The sequence below is a fragment of the Pseudomonas zanjanensis genome (assembly GCF_014268745.2).
Taxonomy (GTDB): Bacteria; Pseudomonadota; Gammaproteobacteria; order Pseudomonadales; family Pseudomonadaceae; genus Aquipseudomonas; species Aquipseudomonas zanjanensis.
Genome location: NZ_JABWRB020000004.1, coordinates 178,298 through 197,644, shown reverse-complemented (window position 1 = coordinate 197,644; position 19,347 = coordinate 178,298). Strand labels below are relative to the sequence as shown.

The following is a 19,347-nucleotide window of genomic DNA, read 5'->3' as shown; positions in this document are numbered from 1 at the left end:
TTAAAAGCCCCAGAGCCCAAAAAACCGAAGATATCGGTCGTTGCTTCAGGCGCTCATCACTTCCCGAATATCCGCCGCCAATTCCCGCACCCGCGCTTCCTCGGTGTCCCACGAGCACATGAAGCGTGCGCCGCCCTTGCCGATGAAGGTGTAGAAGCGCCAGCCCTTGGTCGTCAGCGCGGCGATGGCCGGTTCCGAGAGTTGCAGGAACACGCCGTTGGCCTGGACCGGAAACATCAGTTCCACGCCGGGAATGTCGCTGACCAGTTCTGCCAGCAATTGCGCGCAGCGGTTGGCGTGGCGGGCGTGCTTGAGCCAGGCGTCGTTTTGCAACAGGCCGACCCAAGGCGCGGAGAGGAAGCGCATTTTCGACGCCAGCTGCCCGGCCTGTTTGCAGCGGTAGTCGAAATCTTCGGCGAGGTCGTGGTTGAAGAACAGGATCGCTTCACCGACCGCCATGCCGTTTTTCGTCCCGCCGAAGCACAGCACGTCCACGCCGGCCTTCCAGGTCAGGTCGGCTGGAGTACAGCCGAGGAAAGCGCAGGCATTGGAAAACCGTGCGCCGTCCATGTGCAGGTTCAACCCCAGTTCCTTGCAGGTGACGCTGATGGCGCGGATTTCATCCGGCGTGTAGACACTGCCGACTTCCGTGGCTTGGGTCAGGGTCACGACTCGGGGCTTGGGATAGTGAATGTCCTGGCGCTTGAGCGCGATCTCGCGGATCGACTCGGGGGTCAGCTTGCCGTTTTCGGTGCGAGCCACCAGCAGCTTTGAACCGTTGGAGAAGAACTCCGGGGCGCCGCATTCATCGGTTTCGACGTGGGCGGTTTCCGAGCAGATCACGCTGTGGTAACTCTGGCACAGTGACGACAGTGCCAAAGAGTTGGCCGCGGTGCCGTTGAACGCAAAAAATACTTCGCAGTCGGTTTCGAACAAGGACCGGAAATCATCCGCCGCGCGGTGGGTCCATTCGTCGTCGCCATAGGCGCGCTGGTGGCCCTGGTTGGCTTTTTCCATGAACGCCCAGGCTTCGGGGCAAATGCCGGAATAGTTGTCGCTGGCGAATTGTTGGCTCTTGTCGGTCATGGCCTTGCTCCTTGAATAGAGAGTCCTGGGTAAGAGATCCCTGGCGGAATTCCCGGGTGGGGGTTCCTTGGTTCGACGTGCTTGAGTCCGCGACGTCGTGGTCTATGTTGGTGCGCACTTTACCCAAGATTAGCGAGGGAACATAAGTGATGTTTCTGTCAGAAAATCACAACGTCCCAGGGCCAATGCAAACATGAGTCGGCGCGACGGTGCCTTGGACCTGCTCAAATGGCTGGCATTGTTGTCGATGGTGCTCGATCACCTGCGATATGTCGGTTTTTCCGCCGATTGGCTCTACGTGCCTGGACGGTTGGCGTTCCCGTGGTTCTGCCTGGCGATGGCGGCCAATCTTGCGCGCAGTGGGGCCGACAATGCGCGATGGCGTTACCTGGGTTGGCTGTTGCTGTTCAGTGCTGTCAGCGAAATTCCTTATCGCTTGTTCATTCCCGACCCCGCCACCTTGAATGTCATGCCTACGTTGGTGCTTGGGTTATTGGTGGCGCGCTGTTGGCAGACGCCCACCTTGGAAGCGCGCTGCCTGGCCGTGACGGCATTGCTGCTGGCGGCGCTGTTTTCGTCGCGGCTGATGTTCGGTTTCTTTGGTGTATTGCTGCCGCTGGTGATGTTGCTGGTATTCAAGCGTTCCTTGTATCTGGCCTTGTTGCCGGGATTGGTCTGCGTGGCGGCCAACCAATGGCGGGTGTTGTATGGCGCCGCGTGGCTGGGGGATGGGGTGGCGTTGTGGGGGCTGGTGGCTTGCCTGATCGCGCCATGGCTGGGGCTGGTGCTCTTGCGACAGGCCGGTCGTTTTCATCCATTGCCGATGCGGCGTTGGGCTTATGCGCTGTACCCCGCACATTTTTTGGTTCTGCTCGCGGTTCGCCAGATCGTCGCATAACCCATTGTGGCGAGGGAGCTTGCTCCCGCTGGGCTACGAAGTAGCCCCAAGACCAAACACCTGGGTTTATCAGGCAGATCTGCGTGGGCCTTTTTGGGAGGGCTTCGCCCTCCAGCGGGAGCAAGCTCCCTCGCCACAGGGGGGAGTGTTCCATTCCATTTGATCCCATGTCGTAAACGCACCTTTGCGTGGCGTCCATAGGCATTTGACATGCCTGCGCCAGCCATACCATCGCATCCAAAGGGCACGACCGAAACGGTCCGTGCCTCACCGAGACGAAAGGCGCACCGCCGCCGCTGGGAGAGACGCGATGTTCAGCAAGCAAGACCAAATCCAAGGCTACGATGATGCACTGCTGGCGGCGATGAACGCCGAGGAGCAACGCCAGGAAGATCACATCGAGCTGATCGCGTCAGAGAACTACACCAGCAAGCGCGTGATGGAGGCCCAGGGCAGCGGCTTGACCAACAAGTACGCCGAAGGCTACCCGGGCAAGCGCTACTACGGTGGTTGCGAACACGTCGACAAAGTCGAAGCCCTGGCCATCGAGCGCGCCAAGCAGTTGTTCGGTGCCGATTACGCCAACGTCCAGCCGCACTCCGGTTCGTCGGCCAACAGCGCCGTGTACCTGGCCCTGCTGCAAGCCGGCGACACCATCCTGGGCATGAGCCTGGCCCACGGCGGTCACTTGACCCACGGCGCCAAGGTGTCGTCCTCGGGCAAGCTTTATAACGCGGTGCAATACGGCATCGACACCACCACCGGCCTGATCGACTACGACGAAGTCGAGCGCCTGGCGGTCGAGCACAAGCCGAAGATGATCGTTGCCGGCTTCTCCGCCTACTCCAAGACCCTGGATTTCCCACGCTTCCGCCAGATCGCCGACAAGGTCGGTGCCCTGTTGTTCGTCGACATGGCCCACGTCGCTGGCTTGGTTGCCGCTGGCCTGTATCCGAACCCACTGCCGTACGCCGACGTGGTCACCACCACCACCCACAAGACCCTGCGCGGTCCACGTGGCGGCCTGATCCTGGCCAAGGCCAACGAAGAAATCGAGAAAAAGCTCAACGCCGCGGTATTCCCCGGTGCCCAGGGCGGCCCGCTGATGCACGTGATCGCCGGCAAGGCGGTGTGCTTCAAGGAAGCGGCGGAGCCTGGCTTCAAGGCTTACCAGCAGCAAGTGATCGATAACGCCCAGGCCATGGCTGGCGTGTTCATCAAGCGCGGCTACGATGTAGTGTCCGGTGGTACCGATAACCACCTGTTCCTGGTCAGCCTGATCCGTCAGGGCCTGACCGGCAAGGACGCCGATGCCGCACTGGGCCGCGCCCACATCACCGTCAACAAGAACGCCGTGCCGAACGACCCGCAATCGCCGTTCGTGACTTCGGGCCTGCGCATTGGCACCCCAGCGGTGACCACCCGTGGCTTCAAGGTTACCCAGTGCGTCACGCTGGCCGGCTGGATTTGCGACATCCTCGACAACCTCGGCGATGCCGATGTCGAGGCCAATGTCGCGCAGCAAGTGGCGGCCCTGTGCGCGGACTTCCCGGTTTATCGCTGAGTCGGTTTTGGAGTAAATGACTATGCAACGCTATTCGGGCTTCGGCCTCTTCAAACACTCACTCAGCCATCATGAAAACTGGCAGCGGATGTGGCGCACGCCGACCCCGAAAAAGGTCTACGACGTGGTCATCGTCGGCGGCGGCGGGCATGGCCTGGCGACCGCCTACTACCTGGCCAAGGAACACGGCATCACCAACGTGGCCGTGGTCGAGAAGGGCTGGTTGGGCGGCGGTAACACCGCGCGCAACACCACCATCGTGCGCTCCAACTACCTGTGGGACGAATCGGCCCACCTGTACGAACACGCGATGAAACTCTGGGAAGGCCTGTCCCAGGACCTGAACTACAACGTGATGTTCTCCCAGCGTGGCGTCTACAACCTGTGCCACACCCTGCAGGACATCCGTGATTCCGAGCGTCGCGTCAGTGCCAACCGCCTCAACGGCGTGGACGGCGAGCTGCTCAACGCCAAGCAAGTGGCCGACGAGATCCCGTACCTGGATTGCTCGAAGAACACCCGCTACCCGGTGATGGGCGCCACCGTCCAGCGTCGCGGCGGCGTGGCCCGTCACGATGCCGTGGCCTGGGGCTTCGCCCGGGCGGCGGACGCCTTGGGCGTGGACCTGATCCAGCAGACCGAAGTGATCGGTTTCCGCAAGGAAAACGGCGTGTGCATCGGCGTGGAAACCAACAAGGGCTTCATTGGCGCCAAGCGCGTCGGCGTGGTCACTGCCGGTAACTCCGGGCACATGGCCAAGCTCGCCGGCTTCCGCCTGCCGATCGAATCCCACCCGCTGCAAGCGCTGGTGTCCGAGCCGATCAAGCCCATCATCGACAGCGTGATCATGTCCAACGCCGTGCACGGCTACATCAGCCAGTCCGACAAGGGCGACCTGGTGATCGGCGCCGGTATCGACGGCTACAACGGCTACGGCCAGCGTGGCTCGTACCCGGTGATCGAACACACGGTCCAGGCCATCGTCGAGATGTTCCCGGTGTTGTCCCGCGTGCGCATGAACCGTCAGTGGGGCGGCATCGTCGACACCACCCCGGACGCCTGCCCGATCATCTCCAAGACCCCGGTGCCGAACATGTTCTTCAACTGCGGTTGGGGCACCGGTGGCTTCAAGGCCACCCCGGGCTCGGGCAACGTCTTCGCTGCAAGCCTGGCCAAGGGTGAAATGCACCCACTGGCCGCACCGTTTTCCATCGACCGTTTCCACAACGGCGCACTGATCGACGAACACGGCGCTGCTGCCGTCGCCCACTAACAGGAGAAATCCCTATGTTGCACATCTTCTGTCCTCACTGCGGCGAACTGCGCTCCGAAGAGGAATTCCATGCATCCGGCCAGGCGCATATCCCGCGTCCACTGGATCCGAACGCCTGCACCGACGAGGAGTGGGGCGACTACATGTTCTTCCGTGACAACCCTCGCGGGTTGCACCATGAACTGTGGGACCACGTCGCCGGTTGCCGCCAGTACTTCAACGCGACCCGTGACACCGTGACCTACGAGATTCTCGAAACCTACAAGATCGGCCAAAAGCCGCAGTTCACCGACAAGGCTGACAGTCCGAAAGCGGCTGCACAGGCTCTGGGAGAGAAGGTATGAGCCAGATCAATCGCCTGTCCAACGGCGGACGGATCGACCGCAACAAAGTGCTGAGCTTCACCTTCAACGGCCAGACCTACAAAGGCTTCGAGGGCGATTCCCTGGCCGCCGCGCTGCTGGCCAACGGTGTCGACATCATCGGTCGCAGCTTCAAGTATTCGCGGCCGCGCGGCATCTTCGCCGCCGGTGCCGAAGAGCCGAACGCGGTGCTGCAGATCGGCGCCACCGAAGCCACGCAAATCCCGAACGTGCGCGCCACGCAACAGGCGCTGTACCAGGGCCTGGTCGCCACCAGCACCAACGGCTGGCCGAACGTGAACAACGACATGATGGGGATTCTCGGCAAGGTCGGCGGCAAGCTGATGCCGCCGGGCTTCTACTACAAAACCTTCATGTACCCGCAATCGTTCTGGATGACTTACGAGAAGTACATCCGCAAGGCCGCGGGCCTGGGTCGCTCGCCGACCGAGAACGATCCAGACACCTACGACTACATGAACCGTCACTGCGACGTGCTGATCGTTGGCGCTGGCCCGTCTGGCCTGGCTGCCGCGTTGGCGGCTGGCCGTAGCGGTGCCCGCGTGATCCTGGCCGATGAGCAGGAAGAGTTCGGCGGCAGCCTGCTCGACTCCCGCGAGAGCCTGGACGGCAAGCCGGCGACCGAATGGGTCGCGGCTGCGGTGGCTGAACTGCGCGCGATGCCGGAAGTGGTGTTGCTGCCTCGCGCCACCGTGAATGGCTACCACGACCATAACTTCCTGACCATCCACGAGCGCCTCACCGACCACCTCGGCGACCGCGCACCGATCGGCCAGGTTCGCCAGCGCATCAACCGCGTTCGTGCCAAGCGCGTGGTGTTGGCGACCGGCGCCTGCGAGCGTCCGCTGGTCTACGGCAACAACGACGTGCCGGGCAACATGCTGGCTGGCGCGGTTTCTACTTACATCCGCCGCTACGGTGTGGCGCCGGGCAAGAAACTGGTGCTGAGCACCAACAACGACCACGCCTATCGCGTGGCCCTGGACTGGTTCGACGCCGGCCTGCAAGTGATCGCCGTGGCCGACGCCCGCAGCAACCCACGGGGTGCGCTGGTGGAAGAAGCCCGCGCCAAGGGCATTCGTATCCTCACCGGCAGCGCCGTGATCGAGGCCCGTGGCAGCAAGCGCGTCACCGGGGCACGTGTCGCCGCGATCGACGTTCGCGCCCACAAAGTCACCAGCCCCGGCGAATGGCTGGACTGCGACCTGGTGGCCAGCTCCGGCGGCTACAGCCCGGTGGTCCACCTGGCGTCGCACCTGGGCGGCAAGCCGATCTGGCGTGAAGACATCCTCGGTTTCGTACCGGGCGAAGCGCCGCAAAAGCGTGTCTGCGTCGGCGGTGTGAACGGCGTCTACAGCCTCGGCGATAGCTTGGCCGACGGTTTCGAAGGCGGCGTGCGCGCGGCCAGCGAAGCCGGCTTCAAGGCGGTGGAGGGCGTGCTGCCCAAAGCCCTGAGCCGTCATGAAGAACCGACCCTGGCGCTGTTCCAGGTGCCTCACGAAAAATCCACTGCCCGGGCGCCGAAGCAATTCGTCGACCTGCAGAACGACGTCACGGCCGCCGCCATCGAACTCGCCACCCGCGAAGGCTTCGAGTCGGTGGAACACGTCAAGCGCTACACCGCACTGGGCTTCGGCACCGACCAGGGCAAGCTGGGCAACGTCAACGGCCTGGCCATCGCGGCCCGTTCGCTGAACGTGAGCATCCCGCAGATGGGCACCACCATGTTCCGTCCGAACTACACGCCGGTGACCTTCGGCGCGGTGGCGGGCCGGCACTGTGGGCACATCTTCGAGCCGGTGCGTTTCACCGCGCTGCATGCCTGGCATGTGAAAAACGGTGCCGAGTTCGAAGACGTCGGCCAGTGGAAGCGCCCTTGGTACTTCCCGAAGAACGGCGAAGACATGCATGCCGCGGTCAAGCGCGAATGCAAGGCCGTGCGTGACAGCGTCGGCCTGCTGGACGCCTCGACCCTGGGCAAGATCGACATCCAGGGCCCGGACGCCCGCGAGTTCCTCAACCGCGTCTACACCAACGCCTGGACCAAGCTCGACGTGGGCAAGGCCCGCTACGGCCTGATGTGCAAGGAAGACGGCATGGTCTTCGACGACGGCGTGACGGCCTGTCTGGCGGACAACCATTTCCTGATGACCACCACCACCGGCGGCGCGGCGCGTGTACTGCAATGGCTGGAGATCTATCACCAGACCGAATGGCCGGACCTGAAGGTGTACTTCACCTCGGTCACCGACCACTGGGCGACCATGACCCTGTCGGGCCCCAACAGCCGCAAGCTGCTGAGCCACGTCACCGACATCGACCTGGACAAGGACGCGTTCCCGTTCATGACCTGGAAGGAAGGCCTGGTGGGCGGCGTGCCGGCGCGGGTGTTCCGGATCTCGTTCACCGGTGAACTGTCGTACGAAATCAACGTGCAGGCCGACTACGCCATGGGCGTGCTCGAACAAATCGTCGAGGCCGGGAAGCAGTACAACCTGACCCCGTATGGCACCGAGACCATGCACGTGCTGCGGGCCGAGAAGGGCTTCATCATCGTCGGCCAGGACACGGACAGCTCGATGACCCCGGACGACCTGAACATGGGCTGGTGCGTCGGCCGGACCAAGCCGTTCTCGTGGATCGGCTGGCGCGGCATGAATCGCGAAGATTGCGTGCGTGAAGACCGCAAGCAACTGGTGGGCCTCAAGCCGATCGACCCGAATGTCTGGCTGCCGGAAGGCGCGCAACTGGTGTTCAACACCAAGCAGGCGATCCCGATGACCATGGTTGGCCACGTGACCTCCAGCTATGCCCACAACTCCCTGGGTTATTCATTTGCCATGGGCGTGGTCAAGGGCGGCCTCAAGCGGATGGGCGAGCGCGTGTTCGCGCCATTGGCCGACGGCAGCGTGATCGAGGCAGAGATCGTTTCTTCGGTGTTCTTCGATCCGAAGGGGGATCGGCAGAATATCTAAAGGGACTTTGGTCCTGTGGGTGGGCAGCTTCACCGAGTCGCCTGATTCGCGAGCAAGCCCGCTCCCACAGGATCGAAGTCGCCAAAGGAATTTGAGCCAGGCATCAATCCAATGTGGGAGCGGGCTTGCTCGCGATGGCGGCAGAACAGCCACCACAAAGGCCGGAATCATAGAATTCAAGACAGGTGCTCCATATGACCGCAGTCAACGTGTACCAACAACGCCCAACCACCGGGGCCAAGGCCGAGTCGTCGCTGCATCATGCCGACCTCGCCAGCCTGGTGGGCAAGGGCCGCAAGAACGCCGGTGTGACCGTGCGCGAGAAAAAACTCCTGGGCCACCTGACCCTTCGTGGCGACGGCCACGACCCGGCGTTCGCCGCCGGTGTCCACAAGGCCCTGGGCCTGGAATTGCCAGGTGCCCTGGCCGTCGTCATCAAGGGCGAGACCAGCCTGCAATGGCTCGGCCCGGACGAATGGCTGCTGGTGGTGCCCACCGGCGAAGAGTTCGCCGCCGAGCAGAAGCTGCGTGAAGCCCTGGGCGACTTGCACATCCAGATCGTCAACGTCAGCGGCGGCCAGCAGATCCTCGAACTGTCCGGCCCGAACGTGCGCGACGTGTTGATGAAATCCACCAGCTACGATGTTCACCCCAGCAATTTCCCGGTGGGCAAGGCCGTGGGCACGGTGTTCGCCAAGTCGCAATTGGTGATCCGCCACACCGGCGAAGACACCTGGGAACTGGTGATCCGCCGCAGCTTCTCGGATTACTGGTGGCTGTGGTTGCAGGATGCCGCGGCGGAGTATGGGTTGAGCGTGCAGGCGTAAGGACTAAAGCCGACCACGGCTTTTGTGGCGAGGGAGCTTGCTCCCGCTGGGCTGCGCAGCGGCCCTCGCTTTTGGCGGTTGCTGCGCAACCGAGCGGGAGCAAGCTCCCTCGCCACGGGGTTCTGCGTCGCTTCGTTAATTTTGAACAGGAGTCACCGCAATGAGCCGCGCCCCAGACACATGGATCTTGACTGCCGACTGCCCCAGCGTGCTCGGCACGGTGGACGCGGTGACCCGCTTTCTGTTCGAGCAGGGCTGCTACGTCACCGAGCACCACTCCTTCGACGACCGGCTCTCGGCGCGTTTCTTCATTCGCGTGGAGTTTCGCCAGCCCGACGGTTTTGACGAGCAGAACTTCCGCGCCGGCCTGGCCGAGCGCGCGCAAGCCTTCGGCATGGTCTTCGAACTGACGCCGCCCAACTACCGGCCCAAAGTGGTGATCATGGTCTCCAAGGCCGATCACTGCCTCAACGACTTGCTCTACCGCCAACGCATCGGCCAATTGTCCATGGACGTGGTGGCCGTGGTCTCCAACCACCCCGACCTCAAGCCGCTGGCCGACTGGCACCAGATTCCCTACTACCATTTCCCCCTGGACCCGAACGACAAACCCGCCCAGGAGCGACAGGTGTGGCAGGTGATCGAAGACACCGGCGCCGAACTGGTGATCCTTGCCCGCTACATGCAAGTGCTGTCGCCGGAACTGTGCCGCAAGCTCGACGGCAAGGCGATCAATATCCATCACTCGCTGTTGCCGGGTTTCAAGGGCGCAAAGCCGTATCACCAGGCCTACAACAAAGGCGTGAAGCTGGTGGGCGCCACGGCGCACTACATCAACAACGACCTGGACGAAGGCCCGATCATCGCCCAGGGCGTGGAAGTGGTGGATCACAGCCACTATCCCGAAGACCTGATCGCCAAAGGCCGGGACATCGAAGGGCTGACCTTGGCCCGGGCGGTGGGGTATCACATTGAGCGAAGGGTGTTCTTGAACGCGAATCGTACTGTGGTGCTCTGATGGGCGCCTTCGCGAGCAAGCCCGCTCCCACATTCGATCGGGTTCCAACTTTGGAATGCAGCCGAATGTGGGAGCGGGCTTGCTCGCGAAGAGGCCATCACTAACAACGCAAAACAGCATCTACAACCCGAGCAATCAACGCGCTGCCTGCCTGGGCAACGCAGTTCCACAAAAACAACAGCGAGGTGAAAGCATGTCTGGTAATCGTGGTGTCGTGTATCTCGGCAACGGCAAGGTCGAAGTACAGAAAATCGACTATCCAAAAATGCAGGACCCGCGCGGCAGGAAGATTGAGCACGGTGTCATCCTGCGCGTGGTCTCGACCAACATCTGCGGCTCCGACCAGCACATGGTCCGCGGCCGTACCACTGCCCAGACCGGCCTGGTCCTGGGTCACGAAATCACCGGTGAAGTGATCGAGAAGGGCAGCGACGTCGAGAACCTGAAAATCGGTGACCTGGTGTCGGTGCCGTTCAACGTGGCTTGCGGGCGCTGCCGTTCCTGCAAGGAGCAACACACCGGTGTGTGCCTGACCGTCAACCCCGCCCGTGCCGGCGGTGCCTACGGTTACGTGGACATGGGCGACTGGACCGGCGGCCAGGCCGAATACGTGCTGGTGCCGTACGCCGACTTCAACCTGCTGAAACTGCCGGACCGCGACAAGGCCATGGAGAAAATCCGTGACCTGACCTGCCTGTCCGACATCCTGCCCACCGGCTACCACGGCGCCGTCACCGCCGGCGTTGGTCCTGGCAGCACCGTCTACATCGCCGGTGCCGGCCCGGTTGGCCTGGCCGCCGCCGCTTCCGCTCGCCTGCTGGGCGCGGCCGTGGTCATCATCGGCGACGTCAACCCGGTTCGCCTGGCCCACGCCAAGGCCCAGGGTTTCGAAATTGCCGACCTGTCCACCGACACGCCGTTGCACGAACAGATCGCCGCACTGCTGGGCGAGCCCGAAGTCGACTGCGCCGTCGATGCGGTCGGCTTCGAAGCCCGCGGCCACGGCCATGACGGCGTCAAGCACGAAGCCCCGGCCACCGTGCTCAACTCCTTGATGGGTGTAGTCCGCGTGGCCGGCAAAATCGGCATTCCCGGCCTCTACGTCACCGAAGACCCGGGCGCTGTCGATGCAGCTGCGAAAATGGGCAGCCTGAGCATCCGCTTCGGCCTGGGCTGGGCCAAATCCCACAGCTTCCACACCGGCCAGACCCCGGTGATGAAGTACAACCGCCAACTGATGCAGGCGATCATGTGGGACCGTATCAATATTGCTGAAATCGTTGGGGTGCAGGTGATCAGCCTGGATGATGCGCCGAAGGGGTACGGCGAGTTTGATGCGGGTGTGCCGAAGAAGTTTGTGATTGATCCGCATAAGTTGTTTAGTGCGGCGTAAGTGGTAAAGGGCTAGGCGGGGAAAGGGCGACTGTGATGTCGCCCTTTTTATTCATCTCAGCGCAGTGGTTGATGTGCGGCTGTTCTAAAAGCTACGTCGCCTACCTATTTCTTTCCTTATCGCATCGACATAAGTTGGAGGGTCCATGATCTCGTTGGTCAGGTTATCAAGATCTGCCTTGAACTTTTTTAGGTTTTGTTCGTGGTATTGTCTTTTGGTTTGCAAGTTGGAAAGCGATTCGCGGTACACGGGGATTTCAAGGTTTGGTTTTTTTGTGCCTGCTATCATGTGGGCTGTTGATTTTTCAAGGTTGATTAACTGTTCGCTTTCTTTTGTGAGAGCTTCTAAACGGTTGCGAATGGGTAGCGTGTCTTGTTCAGGTTTCAAAACGAACCCTGGCTCTGGATATTTCTTCGTGGGTGCTGTGAAAATGACTGCATCTAATCTGTCGCTAGGGGCGCGGTATTGCACGCCATGGACATCAATCGTTATTTTAGGTTTCTTGATCCTCAATGCTAATTTAATTGATTTAGGTAGCCCAAAATGGCCAGAAGGATCTACCGTGTTAACTGGGTTTCCATGCGTATATGCATAAGCGTTAACCCCCCCCCTTCCGAATGGGCTCATCGAGTCTGGGCTGTTAAACCGCATCAACACCGGATTGAACGCCCGATACCCATTACCCAACAAATAATGCCCCGTCACCGGGTCCGGCCGTTCGCCGTTGAAGCCGAGCAGGCTGAGTAAACCGTTTTCCGCAGGGCGATGACCGTAGGGTGTGTAGGCGAGGGGGGGACGCTGCGTGGCATCGAGCGCGTGCAACACCGAGCGTTGCTGATCGGTGGCGAGCAAGGTGGTTTCGATGCCGCCATCCTGGCGCTGTTGTTGCGCCAGGAGTTGGTCGTCCTGCTGGAATATCGAGCGCCGTACCGAGCCTTGGATTTCGCTGGTCAGGCGCTCCTTCAGGTAGAAGCGCTGGGTGTGGGCCTGGGCCGAGGGGGTGCAGTCGGCCAGGCGATCCAGTGGATCGTAGTGGTAACGGCAGAGCAAGGTTTCATCAGGGGAGGGCATGGGCTTTGCTCTGTGGGAAATACAGATAGCGCTATCATGTTCAGGGGGAAGGGCGGTTGTCTAGCTAGCAGAAGTGTTAGGTTTGATTGCCCAGGCTGGCCACGACCCGGGGGTACTGCCAACTGATGCAGGCGATCACGTGTGACCGTATCAACATTGCTGAAATCATTGGCGTGCAGGTGATCAGCCTGGATGACGCGCCGAAGGGTTACGGGGAGTTCGATGCGGGCGTGCCGAAGAAGTTTGTGATTGATCCGCATAAGTTGTTCAGTGCGGCGTAAGCGGCAAAGGGCAAGACGGAAAAAGGGCGACGGTAATGTCGCCCTTTTTAGAGGGGCAGTGGTAACGTAGCAACTAATAAAAAAACGATTCCATTTTGCTTGGTAAGATAAAGTTTAAATTTGATTGCGTATTTGTTGTGAGTGCTGCTTTGCCCACTCGTAAGTGGGAGGGCCGCCAAGATAGGTAAGATAGAATGATGTTGGTTTGAAGGTGTCGTCAGTCATCTGCTTGATTTCCGTTTCATACATGTGCAGATTGGCTTTGTGAACCGCTCTAGATTTTAGTGTTTTTTGAATATTTTTGTGAAAATCTTCTATTTTGGATGTGGGTTTGTTGGAATTTTTTAGTTGTCGAGCTAAAAATTTTTCGGCTTTGATTATGTCGTTGCTATCTGTCCATAGTTTGAGTTCGAAGCTGGAGATGTATGAAATTTCATGTTCCGGGCCTATAGGTGATATTAGAAATTCCTTTGTAGGAGATTTGAATATATCTATGTTTTTTATGTCGGTCGATGCAGGAAGTGATATGCCATGAACGTCTAGGGTCGGTCTTCCTATGATTTTCAGGTGTCTTAATACAGGCATTAAAAAGTTAGGTAAATGTCCCGTCGGATCGCTTCGATTCACCGGGTCCCCAACGCAGTATCCATACGCATTCAACCCACCCTTTCCAAATGGACTCAAACTGTCCGGGCTGTTAAACCGCATCAACCCCGGATTGAACGCCCGATACCCATTACCCAGCAAATAATGTCCCGTCACCGGGTCCGGCCGTTCGCCGTTGAAGCCGAGCAGGCTGAGTAAGCCGTTTTCCGCAGGGCGATGGCCGTAGGGTGTATAGGCGAGGGGATGAGGCCGGGTGGCATCGAGCGCATGCAATACCGAGCGTTGCAGGTCGGTGGCAAGCAAGGTGGTTTCGACGGCGTCGTCCTGGCGCTGTTGTTGCGCCAGGAGTTGGTCGTCCTGTTGGAATATCGAGCGCTGTACCGAGCCTTGAATTTCGCTGGTCAGGCGCTCCTTCAGGTAGAAGCGCTGGGTGTGGGCCTGGGCCGAGGGTGCGCAGTCGGTCAGGCGATCCAGTGGGTCGTAGTGGTAACGGCAGAGCAGCGTTTTGCGGTTCGCCGACATGGGGTCGTTTCCTGAATGGAAGGGTCTTTATTCCGGCGTCACTCTCGTAGCCTGCATGCCTTTATCGTTCTTCTCGATTTCAAAAAAGACCGTTTGCTTCTGTTTCAATGTTTTATAACCCTCGCCGGCAATGGCCGAGTAATGAACGAACAAGTCCTCGCCTCCATTGCCGCAGATAATGAAGCCATAGCCCTTTGCATCGTTAAACCACTTCACGGTTCCTTTGATTCGGTCGCTCATTTTTATTCTTCCTGCTTGCCCGAATGAAGAAAGGCACAGGGACTGTGGGATGCCCAGAGCCTTGTTTGTCGTTGTCACGGCTGAGCTTAGAGCCCGTAAAAGTGGCTGCCTACTGTCAAGGTTGACAGTAGGCAATACCGAGAGGAAATAACGGCTTGCGCCTTGATAGTCGAATGACTGCCGCAGCGGTCAGGCCATGGCTTGTGCCTGCAAGCGGCGGCCGATCACGTCCAGCACGTCGCAGCCATCGCGCAACGGAATCGCCAGGAGCAGGGCGAAGTCGTGGAGGACGACAGCGTCGGAACTGAGCTCTTCGCGAAAGGCGATGTTTTCCAATAGCTGGGTGACGGCGCGGATGCGGTAGGCGGCGGTTTCGTGGAGGACGTCGAGGGGGGCTTGGGTGTCGATGAGCAAGGCGGCGGGGGAGCAGTCGACGCCGGTGAGGGGCATGTATCGGTTCATGGCTAGAGCCTTTATTGATTAATAAAATTAGGACTTCAGGCCGTGGTGTATCGAGTCGCCAAACCCGAGTCGCCATGTGGACGACGGGACGAACTAAAGGCATCGCGGATTGGCTTGGGCAAGGCCCGCTGTTGCGGGTGATTTCCCAAGTAGTTGTAAGATTTTTAGTCGACGATGTTCGAGCGCTGTTGTGGCGAGGGAGCTTGCTCCCGCTGGGCTGCGAAGCGGCCCCAAAGCCAGTCACCGGGGTGTATCAGAAAGATGCCATCCGCTTCATTGGGGGCGCTGCGCACCCCAGCGGGAGCAAGCTCCCTCGCCACGGGGGTGGTGGTGGCTGGTTTATCTGTGAACACCCTCAGCGCCGGCGAGTAGGCGGGGCCTGGCTGAACACATTCCCCTGTGGGAGCGAGCCTGCTCGCGATAGGGCCGGGTCAGGCAACATTGATGGTGGCTGGTGTACCGCTATCGCGAGCAGGCTCGCTCCCACAGGTTTTTTCAGTGTTTGGTCCATGGGTGTCAGGGCATCACCTGCGCCGGCTCTTGTGGCGAGGGAGCTTGCTCCCGCTGGGCTGCGCAGCGGCCCCAAAGCCAGTCACCGGGGTGTATCAGAAAGATGCCATCCGCTTCATTGGGGCGCTGCGCACCCCAGCGGGAGCAAGCTCCCTCGCCACGGGGGTGGTGGCTGGTTTATCTGTGAACACCATCAGCGCCGGCGAGTAGGCGGGGCCTGGCTGAACACATTCCCCTGTGGGAGCGAGCCTGCTCGCGATAGGGCCGGGTCAGGCAACATTGATGGTGGCTGGTGTACCGCTATCGCGAGCAGGCTCGCTCCCACAGGTTTTTTCAGTGTTTGGTCCATGGGTGTCAGGGCATCACCTGCGCCGGCTCTTGTGGCGAGGGAGCTTGCTCCCGCTGGGCTGCGCAGCGGCCCCAAAGCCAGTCACCGGGGTGTATCAGAAAGATGCCATCCGCTTCATTGGGGCGCTGCGCACCCCAGCGGGAGCAAGCTCCCTCGCCACGGGGGTGGTGGCTGGTTTATCTGTGAACACCATCAGCGCCGGCGAGTAGGCGGGGCCTGGCTGAACACATTCCCCTGTGGGAGCGAGCCTGCTCGCGATAGGGCCGGGTCAGGCAACATTGATGGTGGCTGGTGTACCGCTATCGCGAGCAGGCTCGCTCCCACAGGTTTTTTCAGTGTTTGGTCCATGGGTGTCAGGGCATCACCTGCGCCGGCTCTTGTGGCGAGGGAGCTTGCTCCCGCTGGGCTGCGCAGCGGCCCCAAAGCCAGTCACCGGGGTGTATCAGAAAGATGCCATCCGCTTCATTGGGGCGCTGCGCACCCCAGCGGGAGCAAGCTCCCTCGCCACGGGGGTGGTGGCTGGTTTATCTGTGAACACCATCAGCGCCGGCGAGTAGGCGGGGCCTGGCTGAACACATTCCCCTGTGGGAGCGAGCCTGCTCGCGATAGGGCCGGGTCAGGCAACATTGATGGTGGCTGGTGTACCGCTATCGCGAGCAGGCTCGCTCCCACAGGTTTTTCAGTGTTTGGTCCATGGGTGTCAGGGCATGCACCTGCGCCGGCTCTTGTGGCGAGGGAGCTTGCTCCCGCTGGGCTGCGCAGCGGCCCCAAAGCCAGTCACCGGGGTGTATCAGAAAGAATGCCATCCGCTTCATTGGGGGCGCTGCGCACCCCAGCGGGAGCAAGCTCCCTCGCCACGGTTATCGATGGGCCGTTGCGGTTTCGACCCGTTCGCAGAATTCAGGGTAGAACCCTTTGGCGCTGGGGCCTTGGCAGTAGGCTTGTGCCTGGGCCAGGGCGTCGCCGCTGAATGTCAGGCTGCGGGGCATGCCGGCAAAGGTTTCGTAGCCGCCTTGTTGGGTCTTGATGGCGTCGAACCCCAGCATGTCGTAGACCAGTTCCACGTCATCCTCTGTAAGGATCCCCGCCTTGATCGTCACTTGCGTGTACTGCTTGCCCCCCGGCGCGCTATTGAGCGCCGCCAGGCCGTGGCCGACGACCCGCAGCATATGCGGAACCCAAGGCTCGCAGTCATCCGCGCACGCGCCAGGACGGTAGCGCACAGTCAGCGTTTGCTGGGCGCGGGTCACGTCGGTCAAAGTCGGGTCGGAGCGCTTGATGCGGTGTTCGATGGTCAGCCAGGTTTTTTGTTCGTCGCTGGTGCCCTCGGCAACGTCCGGATTCAGCGGACCGCGCTGGCATTCGTTGACGCCCAGGACGATGAGCATGCCGGTCAGGATGACCGCGAGGGTGGCGCCGCCGATTTGTACGTTCATGGACACACTCTGCTGGAGGAAGTCGCACTGTACGGTAAAGGGTGCAGGCGGTGGCAGAGCGCTTAGAGGCGGTGTGCTGGAACAGTGACGCAGTTGCCATTAGCGGTCAATAAATCAAGTTGAAGTAGTCGCCGTCCATCAACCTGCACATTCGCGTATCCGCGCTTTCGCAGCGATTGCTCACCCACTTTGAAAAGGCCGGCTCCAGGATCTGTTGATAGTCCAGCTTCAGGTTGATCGCCCCGTACCTGCAGGTGATGGTCGCACGGGAGGGTGTCTGCTCGTCCCCATCGTCCTTATGAATCACGTACTCGGCCCCTTCGAATTGCAACGATACCGGGTCGACCACGTCCACCAGACTTTCGCTCGCCCATTCGTGCTCGTCCTGCACATCGACGAAAAAAACGTCTTCCACCGATTCGATGTTTCTACGGATGTCAGTGACGGCGGGGCAAGTTATTTCACCGGCCTGGACGTGGCCGATGATCAGCAGAAGCAGCACCGCGCCTCCAGCCAGTATTTTTTTCATGTGCCAGGCTCCAGGGCTCAGTTCAACGATTCACGGCTTTGGTCGGGCGGGCTACTGTCGAGGCTGACAGTTATTTATGTCAATTTAGAACTGTATAGGGATGTTTGGTAACTTTTGGCTATATAAAAAAGCGTGGTTTTCGTTAAATCAGACACTTCTTACGCTCCTGGAAGAATTTTCTGTGATGGCTATCGGCTATTAGCTCAATACGTTTAGGAACAATCTTCGCCTGCGCCAGTCCAACCCACGCTTTAGCCGCCCTTCATGGGCGGCTTTTTCATGTTCAAGAGGATGTCCCGGATGAAGGTTTCACGCGGTTTTGCACTGTCTTGGCTGTTGATACTGGCCGCCAGCCCGGCCTTCGCGCAGTTCAGCCTCAGCGATGCCGCCAATGTGGTGTCGGCCATGCAGGGCAACCCAGGTGAGGAAGAGGGCATGGTGGCCGCTGCGCCGAAAGCGGCAGGGCTGCTCAATACCCTTGGATCGGAACTGAAGATCACGCCGGAACAGGCCATCGGCGGTGCCGGTGCGATGCTGGGGCTGGCGAGGAATCGGCTTAGCGAGCCGCAATTTTCCGAGTTGAGCAAAAGTGTGCCGGGCTTGGATCAGATCGCCGGTAACAGCGCCATCGGCGGGCTCAATGGCCTGGGTGGCTTGCTCGGTGGCGGGTCGGACAAAAATGCCTTGCTCGACGGCCTGCTGGGGAACGTCAAGGACACTGGCGACCTGAACAATGCCTTCAGCGCGCTGGGCATGGACAGTGGGATGATCGGTCAGTTTGCTCCGATTATTCTGCAGTACCTCGGTCAACAGGGCGTGGCGGGTTCGCTGCTGCAGAACCTTGGGGGAATTTGGGGGAGTGGTGCAGGCGTTTGATGAGGGTGGCGACATCGAAAATCCGCCACAGGGGGATCAGAATCTCAAGCTGAGGTAGTCGGCGTTTTCTCGCCTGCACGTGTGAGGGAACTGGCTGGCGCAACGCGTGTCCAGCCCTGGCATCAAGTTCAGCTCTTGGGGCGTGGGGTAATAATCCAGCGTGAGATTTCTCTCACCGTGTGTGCATGTAATGCTTACCTTTGCCGGTGTCTGTTGATTTTCGTCAGGCTCATGGATCGCGAACTCGGCGTCGTTGAAGGGCAGCGCCGCCGGGTTGAGCTCCTGCACGAGGCTCTGGCTTTGCCATTCGGGATCATCCTGCATTTCTACCGTCGCAGTGTTGTCATGGAGTTGTGTCACGGCTGGACAAGTGACTTCTCCAGCATGGACATGGCCGATCATCAGCAGAATTATTCCACCGCCGCCCGTCATGAAGTTTCGCATGGGTGTGCTTCCGATTAGGGTTCGGGGACATGGTTATGGCTGGGTCTGGTGAGGGGTACTGTCAGGGTTGACAGTTTTTTATGTTGATTTGGAATTAACTATATTCTGTAGATGTTTTTTTTGCATATGTCGAAGGTTCAATTATCTGTTGTTGATCGGCGCCAAGGCGTTGCGTGAGTTTGGGGCAGCGGTGAACCGGCGCGAAGGTTGACGGCGGATAAGCCGGATTGTGGAGCGCAGTGTGCTTTGATTTTATGACAATTGCCGAACTTTCCCCACCAGCGCTTAAAAGGTGGAGTCTTTTTCTATGAGGTAGTTAGGGGGCTCGGATTTCGAGAATTATATCTTTCTGCACCGTTATTGGATCAGTCCTCGGTTTAATAGGATAAAAGGTTACTGGGTCGGAGCGTGGTAGGATTGGTACCAGAAAACCGAACAACCCTCCTTTAAAGACTAGGCTTTCGCGGTTAGTGCCTGTGCCATCTATATTAACCGCAACTTGGCCCCGATAACCCTTTGTCGGTAGGCCCGAGATGTTTGCAATGTTCTGTGCTAATCCACTCTCGACTGAGTAACAAGATAATATGCGGATTGTTTTGTATTT

17 protein-coding genes and 1 pseudogene are annotated in these 19,347 nt (G+C 60.0%); 10 read left to right on the top strand and 8 right to left on the bottom strand.

Features of this window, described 5'->3' with window-relative positions; genetic code table 11:
- Positions 1-45: 45 nt before the first annotated feature.
- On the bottom strand, positions 46-1,086 hold the full coding sequence (locus HU715_RS23595; protein WP_186707143.1) for a threonine aldolase family protein: 1,041 nt from the start codon (positions 1,084-1,086) through the stop codon (positions 46-48).
- 193 nt (positions 1,087-1,279) lie between these two features.
- Here HU715_RS23595 and HU715_RS23590 point away from each other — a divergent pair, with 193 nt between their 5' ends.
- From HU715_RS23590 to fdhA, 8 genes are all read left to right on the top strand, one after another.
- Positions 1,280-1,984: a TraX family protein gene (locus HU715_RS23590; RefSeq protein WP_186707144.1), complete on the top strand. Its 705-nt coding sequence runs from the start codon at positions 1,280-1,282 to the stop codon at positions 1,982-1,984.
- Between the two features lie 310 nt (positions 1,985-2,294).
- Positions 2,295-3,548 carry a serine hydroxymethyltransferase gene (gene glyA, locus HU715_RS23585; protein ID WP_003206308.1) on the top strand — a complete coding sequence of 418 codons (1,254 nt, stop codon included), beginning with the start codon at positions 2,295-2,297 and terminating at the stop codon, positions 3,546-3,548.
- A 22-nt stretch (positions 3,549-3,570) separates the two neighbouring features.
- Positions 3,571-4,821 carry a sarcosine oxidase subunit beta gene (locus HU715_RS23580; RefSeq protein WP_003177603.1) on the top strand — a complete coding sequence of 417 codons (1,251 nt, stop codon included), beginning with the start codon at positions 3,571-3,573 and terminating at the stop codon, positions 4,819-4,821.
- 14 nt (positions 4,822-4,835) lie between these two features.
- Positions 4,836-5,165, top strand: coding sequence for a sarcosine oxidase subunit delta (locus HU715_RS23575; protein ID WP_186707145.1), 330 nt, complete (start codon positions 4,836-4,838; stop codon positions 5,163-5,165).
- Positions 5,162-8,179 (top strand): sarcosine oxidase subunit alpha, encoded by a 3,018-nt coding sequence (locus HU715_RS23570; protein ID WP_186707146.1) that lies wholly within the window; start codon positions 5,162-5,164, stop codon positions 8,177-8,179. The genes HU715_RS23575 and HU715_RS23570 overlap by 4 nt, the downstream gene beginning before the upstream one ends.
- Before the next feature lie 194 nt (positions 8,180-8,373).
- On the top strand, positions 8,374-9,006 hold the full coding sequence (locus HU715_RS23565; RefSeq protein ID WP_186707147.1) for a sarcosine oxidase subunit gamma: 633 nt from the start codon (positions 8,374-8,376) through the stop codon (positions 9,004-9,006).
- 160 nt (positions 9,007-9,166) lie between these two features.
- Positions 9,167-10,024: a formyltetrahydrofolate deformylase gene (gene purU / locus HU715_RS23560; protein ID WP_039590651.1), complete on the top strand. Its 858-nt coding sequence runs from the start codon at positions 9,167-9,169 to the stop codon at positions 10,022-10,024.
- A gap of 193 nt (positions 10,025-10,217) precedes the next feature.
- Positions 10,218-11,417: a formaldehyde dehydrogenase, glutathione-independent gene (gene fdhA, locus HU715_RS23555; protein WP_122566627.1), complete on the top strand. Its 1,200-nt coding sequence runs from the start codon at positions 10,218-10,220 to the stop codon at positions 11,415-11,417.
- Positions 11,418-11,501: 84 nt separating this feature from the next.
- On the opposite strand, the gene HU715_RS27375 is transcribed toward fdhA, so the two are convergent.
- Entirely contained in the window at positions 11,502-12,488 is a 987-nt protein-coding gene (locus HU715_RS27375) for an RHS repeat-associated core domain-containing protein (RefSeq protein WP_225917686.1), read from the bottom strand.
- 119 nt (positions 12,489-12,607) lie between these two features.
- Between HU715_RS27375 and HU715_RS23545 the strand changes: the two are divergent.
- A pseudogene (locus HU715_RS23545) lies at positions 12,608-12,769 on the top strand (formaldehyde dehydrogenase, glutathione-independent); the annotation flags it as partial.
- Between the two features lie 114 nt (positions 12,770-12,883).
- Here the strand turns inward: HU715_RS23545 and HU715_RS23540 are convergent.
- From HU715_RS23540 to HU715_RS23520, 5 genes are all read right to left on the bottom strand, one after another.
- On the bottom strand, positions 12,884-13,897 hold the full coding sequence (locus HU715_RS23540; protein WP_186707148.1) for an RHS repeat-associated core domain-containing protein: 1,014 nt from the start codon (positions 13,895-13,897) through the stop codon (positions 12,884-12,886).
- A 27-nt stretch (positions 13,898-13,924) separates the two neighbouring features.
- The gene (locus tag HU715_RS23535) at positions 13,925-14,137 is read right to left on the bottom strand and encodes a cold-shock protein (RefSeq protein ID WP_186707149.1); all 213 of its coding nucleotides are present in this window, start codon (positions 14,135-14,137) and stop codon (positions 13,925-13,927) included.
- Positions 14,138-14,326: 189 nt separating this feature from the next.
- Positions 14,327-14,599 (bottom strand): hypothetical protein, encoded by a 273-nt coding sequence (locus HU715_RS23530; RefSeq protein WP_018603560.1) that lies wholly within the window; start codon positions 14,597-14,599, stop codon positions 14,327-14,329.
- A 1,719-nt stretch (positions 14,600-16,318) separates the two neighbouring features.
- Positions 16,319-16,894: a hypothetical protein gene (locus HU715_RS23525; protein WP_186706913.1), complete on the bottom strand. Its 576-nt coding sequence runs from the start codon at positions 16,892-16,894 to the stop codon at positions 16,319-16,321.
- A gap of 106 nt (positions 16,895-17,000) precedes the next feature.
- Complete coding sequence (locus HU715_RS23520; protein WP_186706914.1) at positions 17,001-17,423, bottom strand: DUF3757 domain-containing protein; 423 nt, start codon at positions 17,421-17,423, stop codon at positions 17,001-17,003.
- Positions 17,424-17,723: 300 nt separating this feature from the next.
- Here HU715_RS23520 and HU715_RS23515 point away from each other — a divergent pair, with 300 nt between their 5' ends.
- Positions 17,724-18,299: a DUF2780 domain-containing protein gene (locus tag HU715_RS23515; RefSeq protein WP_186706915.1), complete on the top strand. Its 576-nt coding sequence runs from the start codon at positions 17,724-17,726 to the stop codon at positions 18,297-18,299.
- 36 nt (positions 18,300-18,335) lie between these two features.
- Here the strand turns inward: HU715_RS23515 and HU715_RS23510 are convergent, their stop codons facing one another.
- Positions 18,336-18,743, bottom strand: a complete 408-nt coding sequence (locus HU715_RS23510; protein ID WP_186706916.1) for a DUF3757 domain-containing protein — start codon at positions 18,741-18,743, stop codon at positions 18,336-18,338.
- Positions 18,744-19,347: the final 604 nt, after the last annotated feature.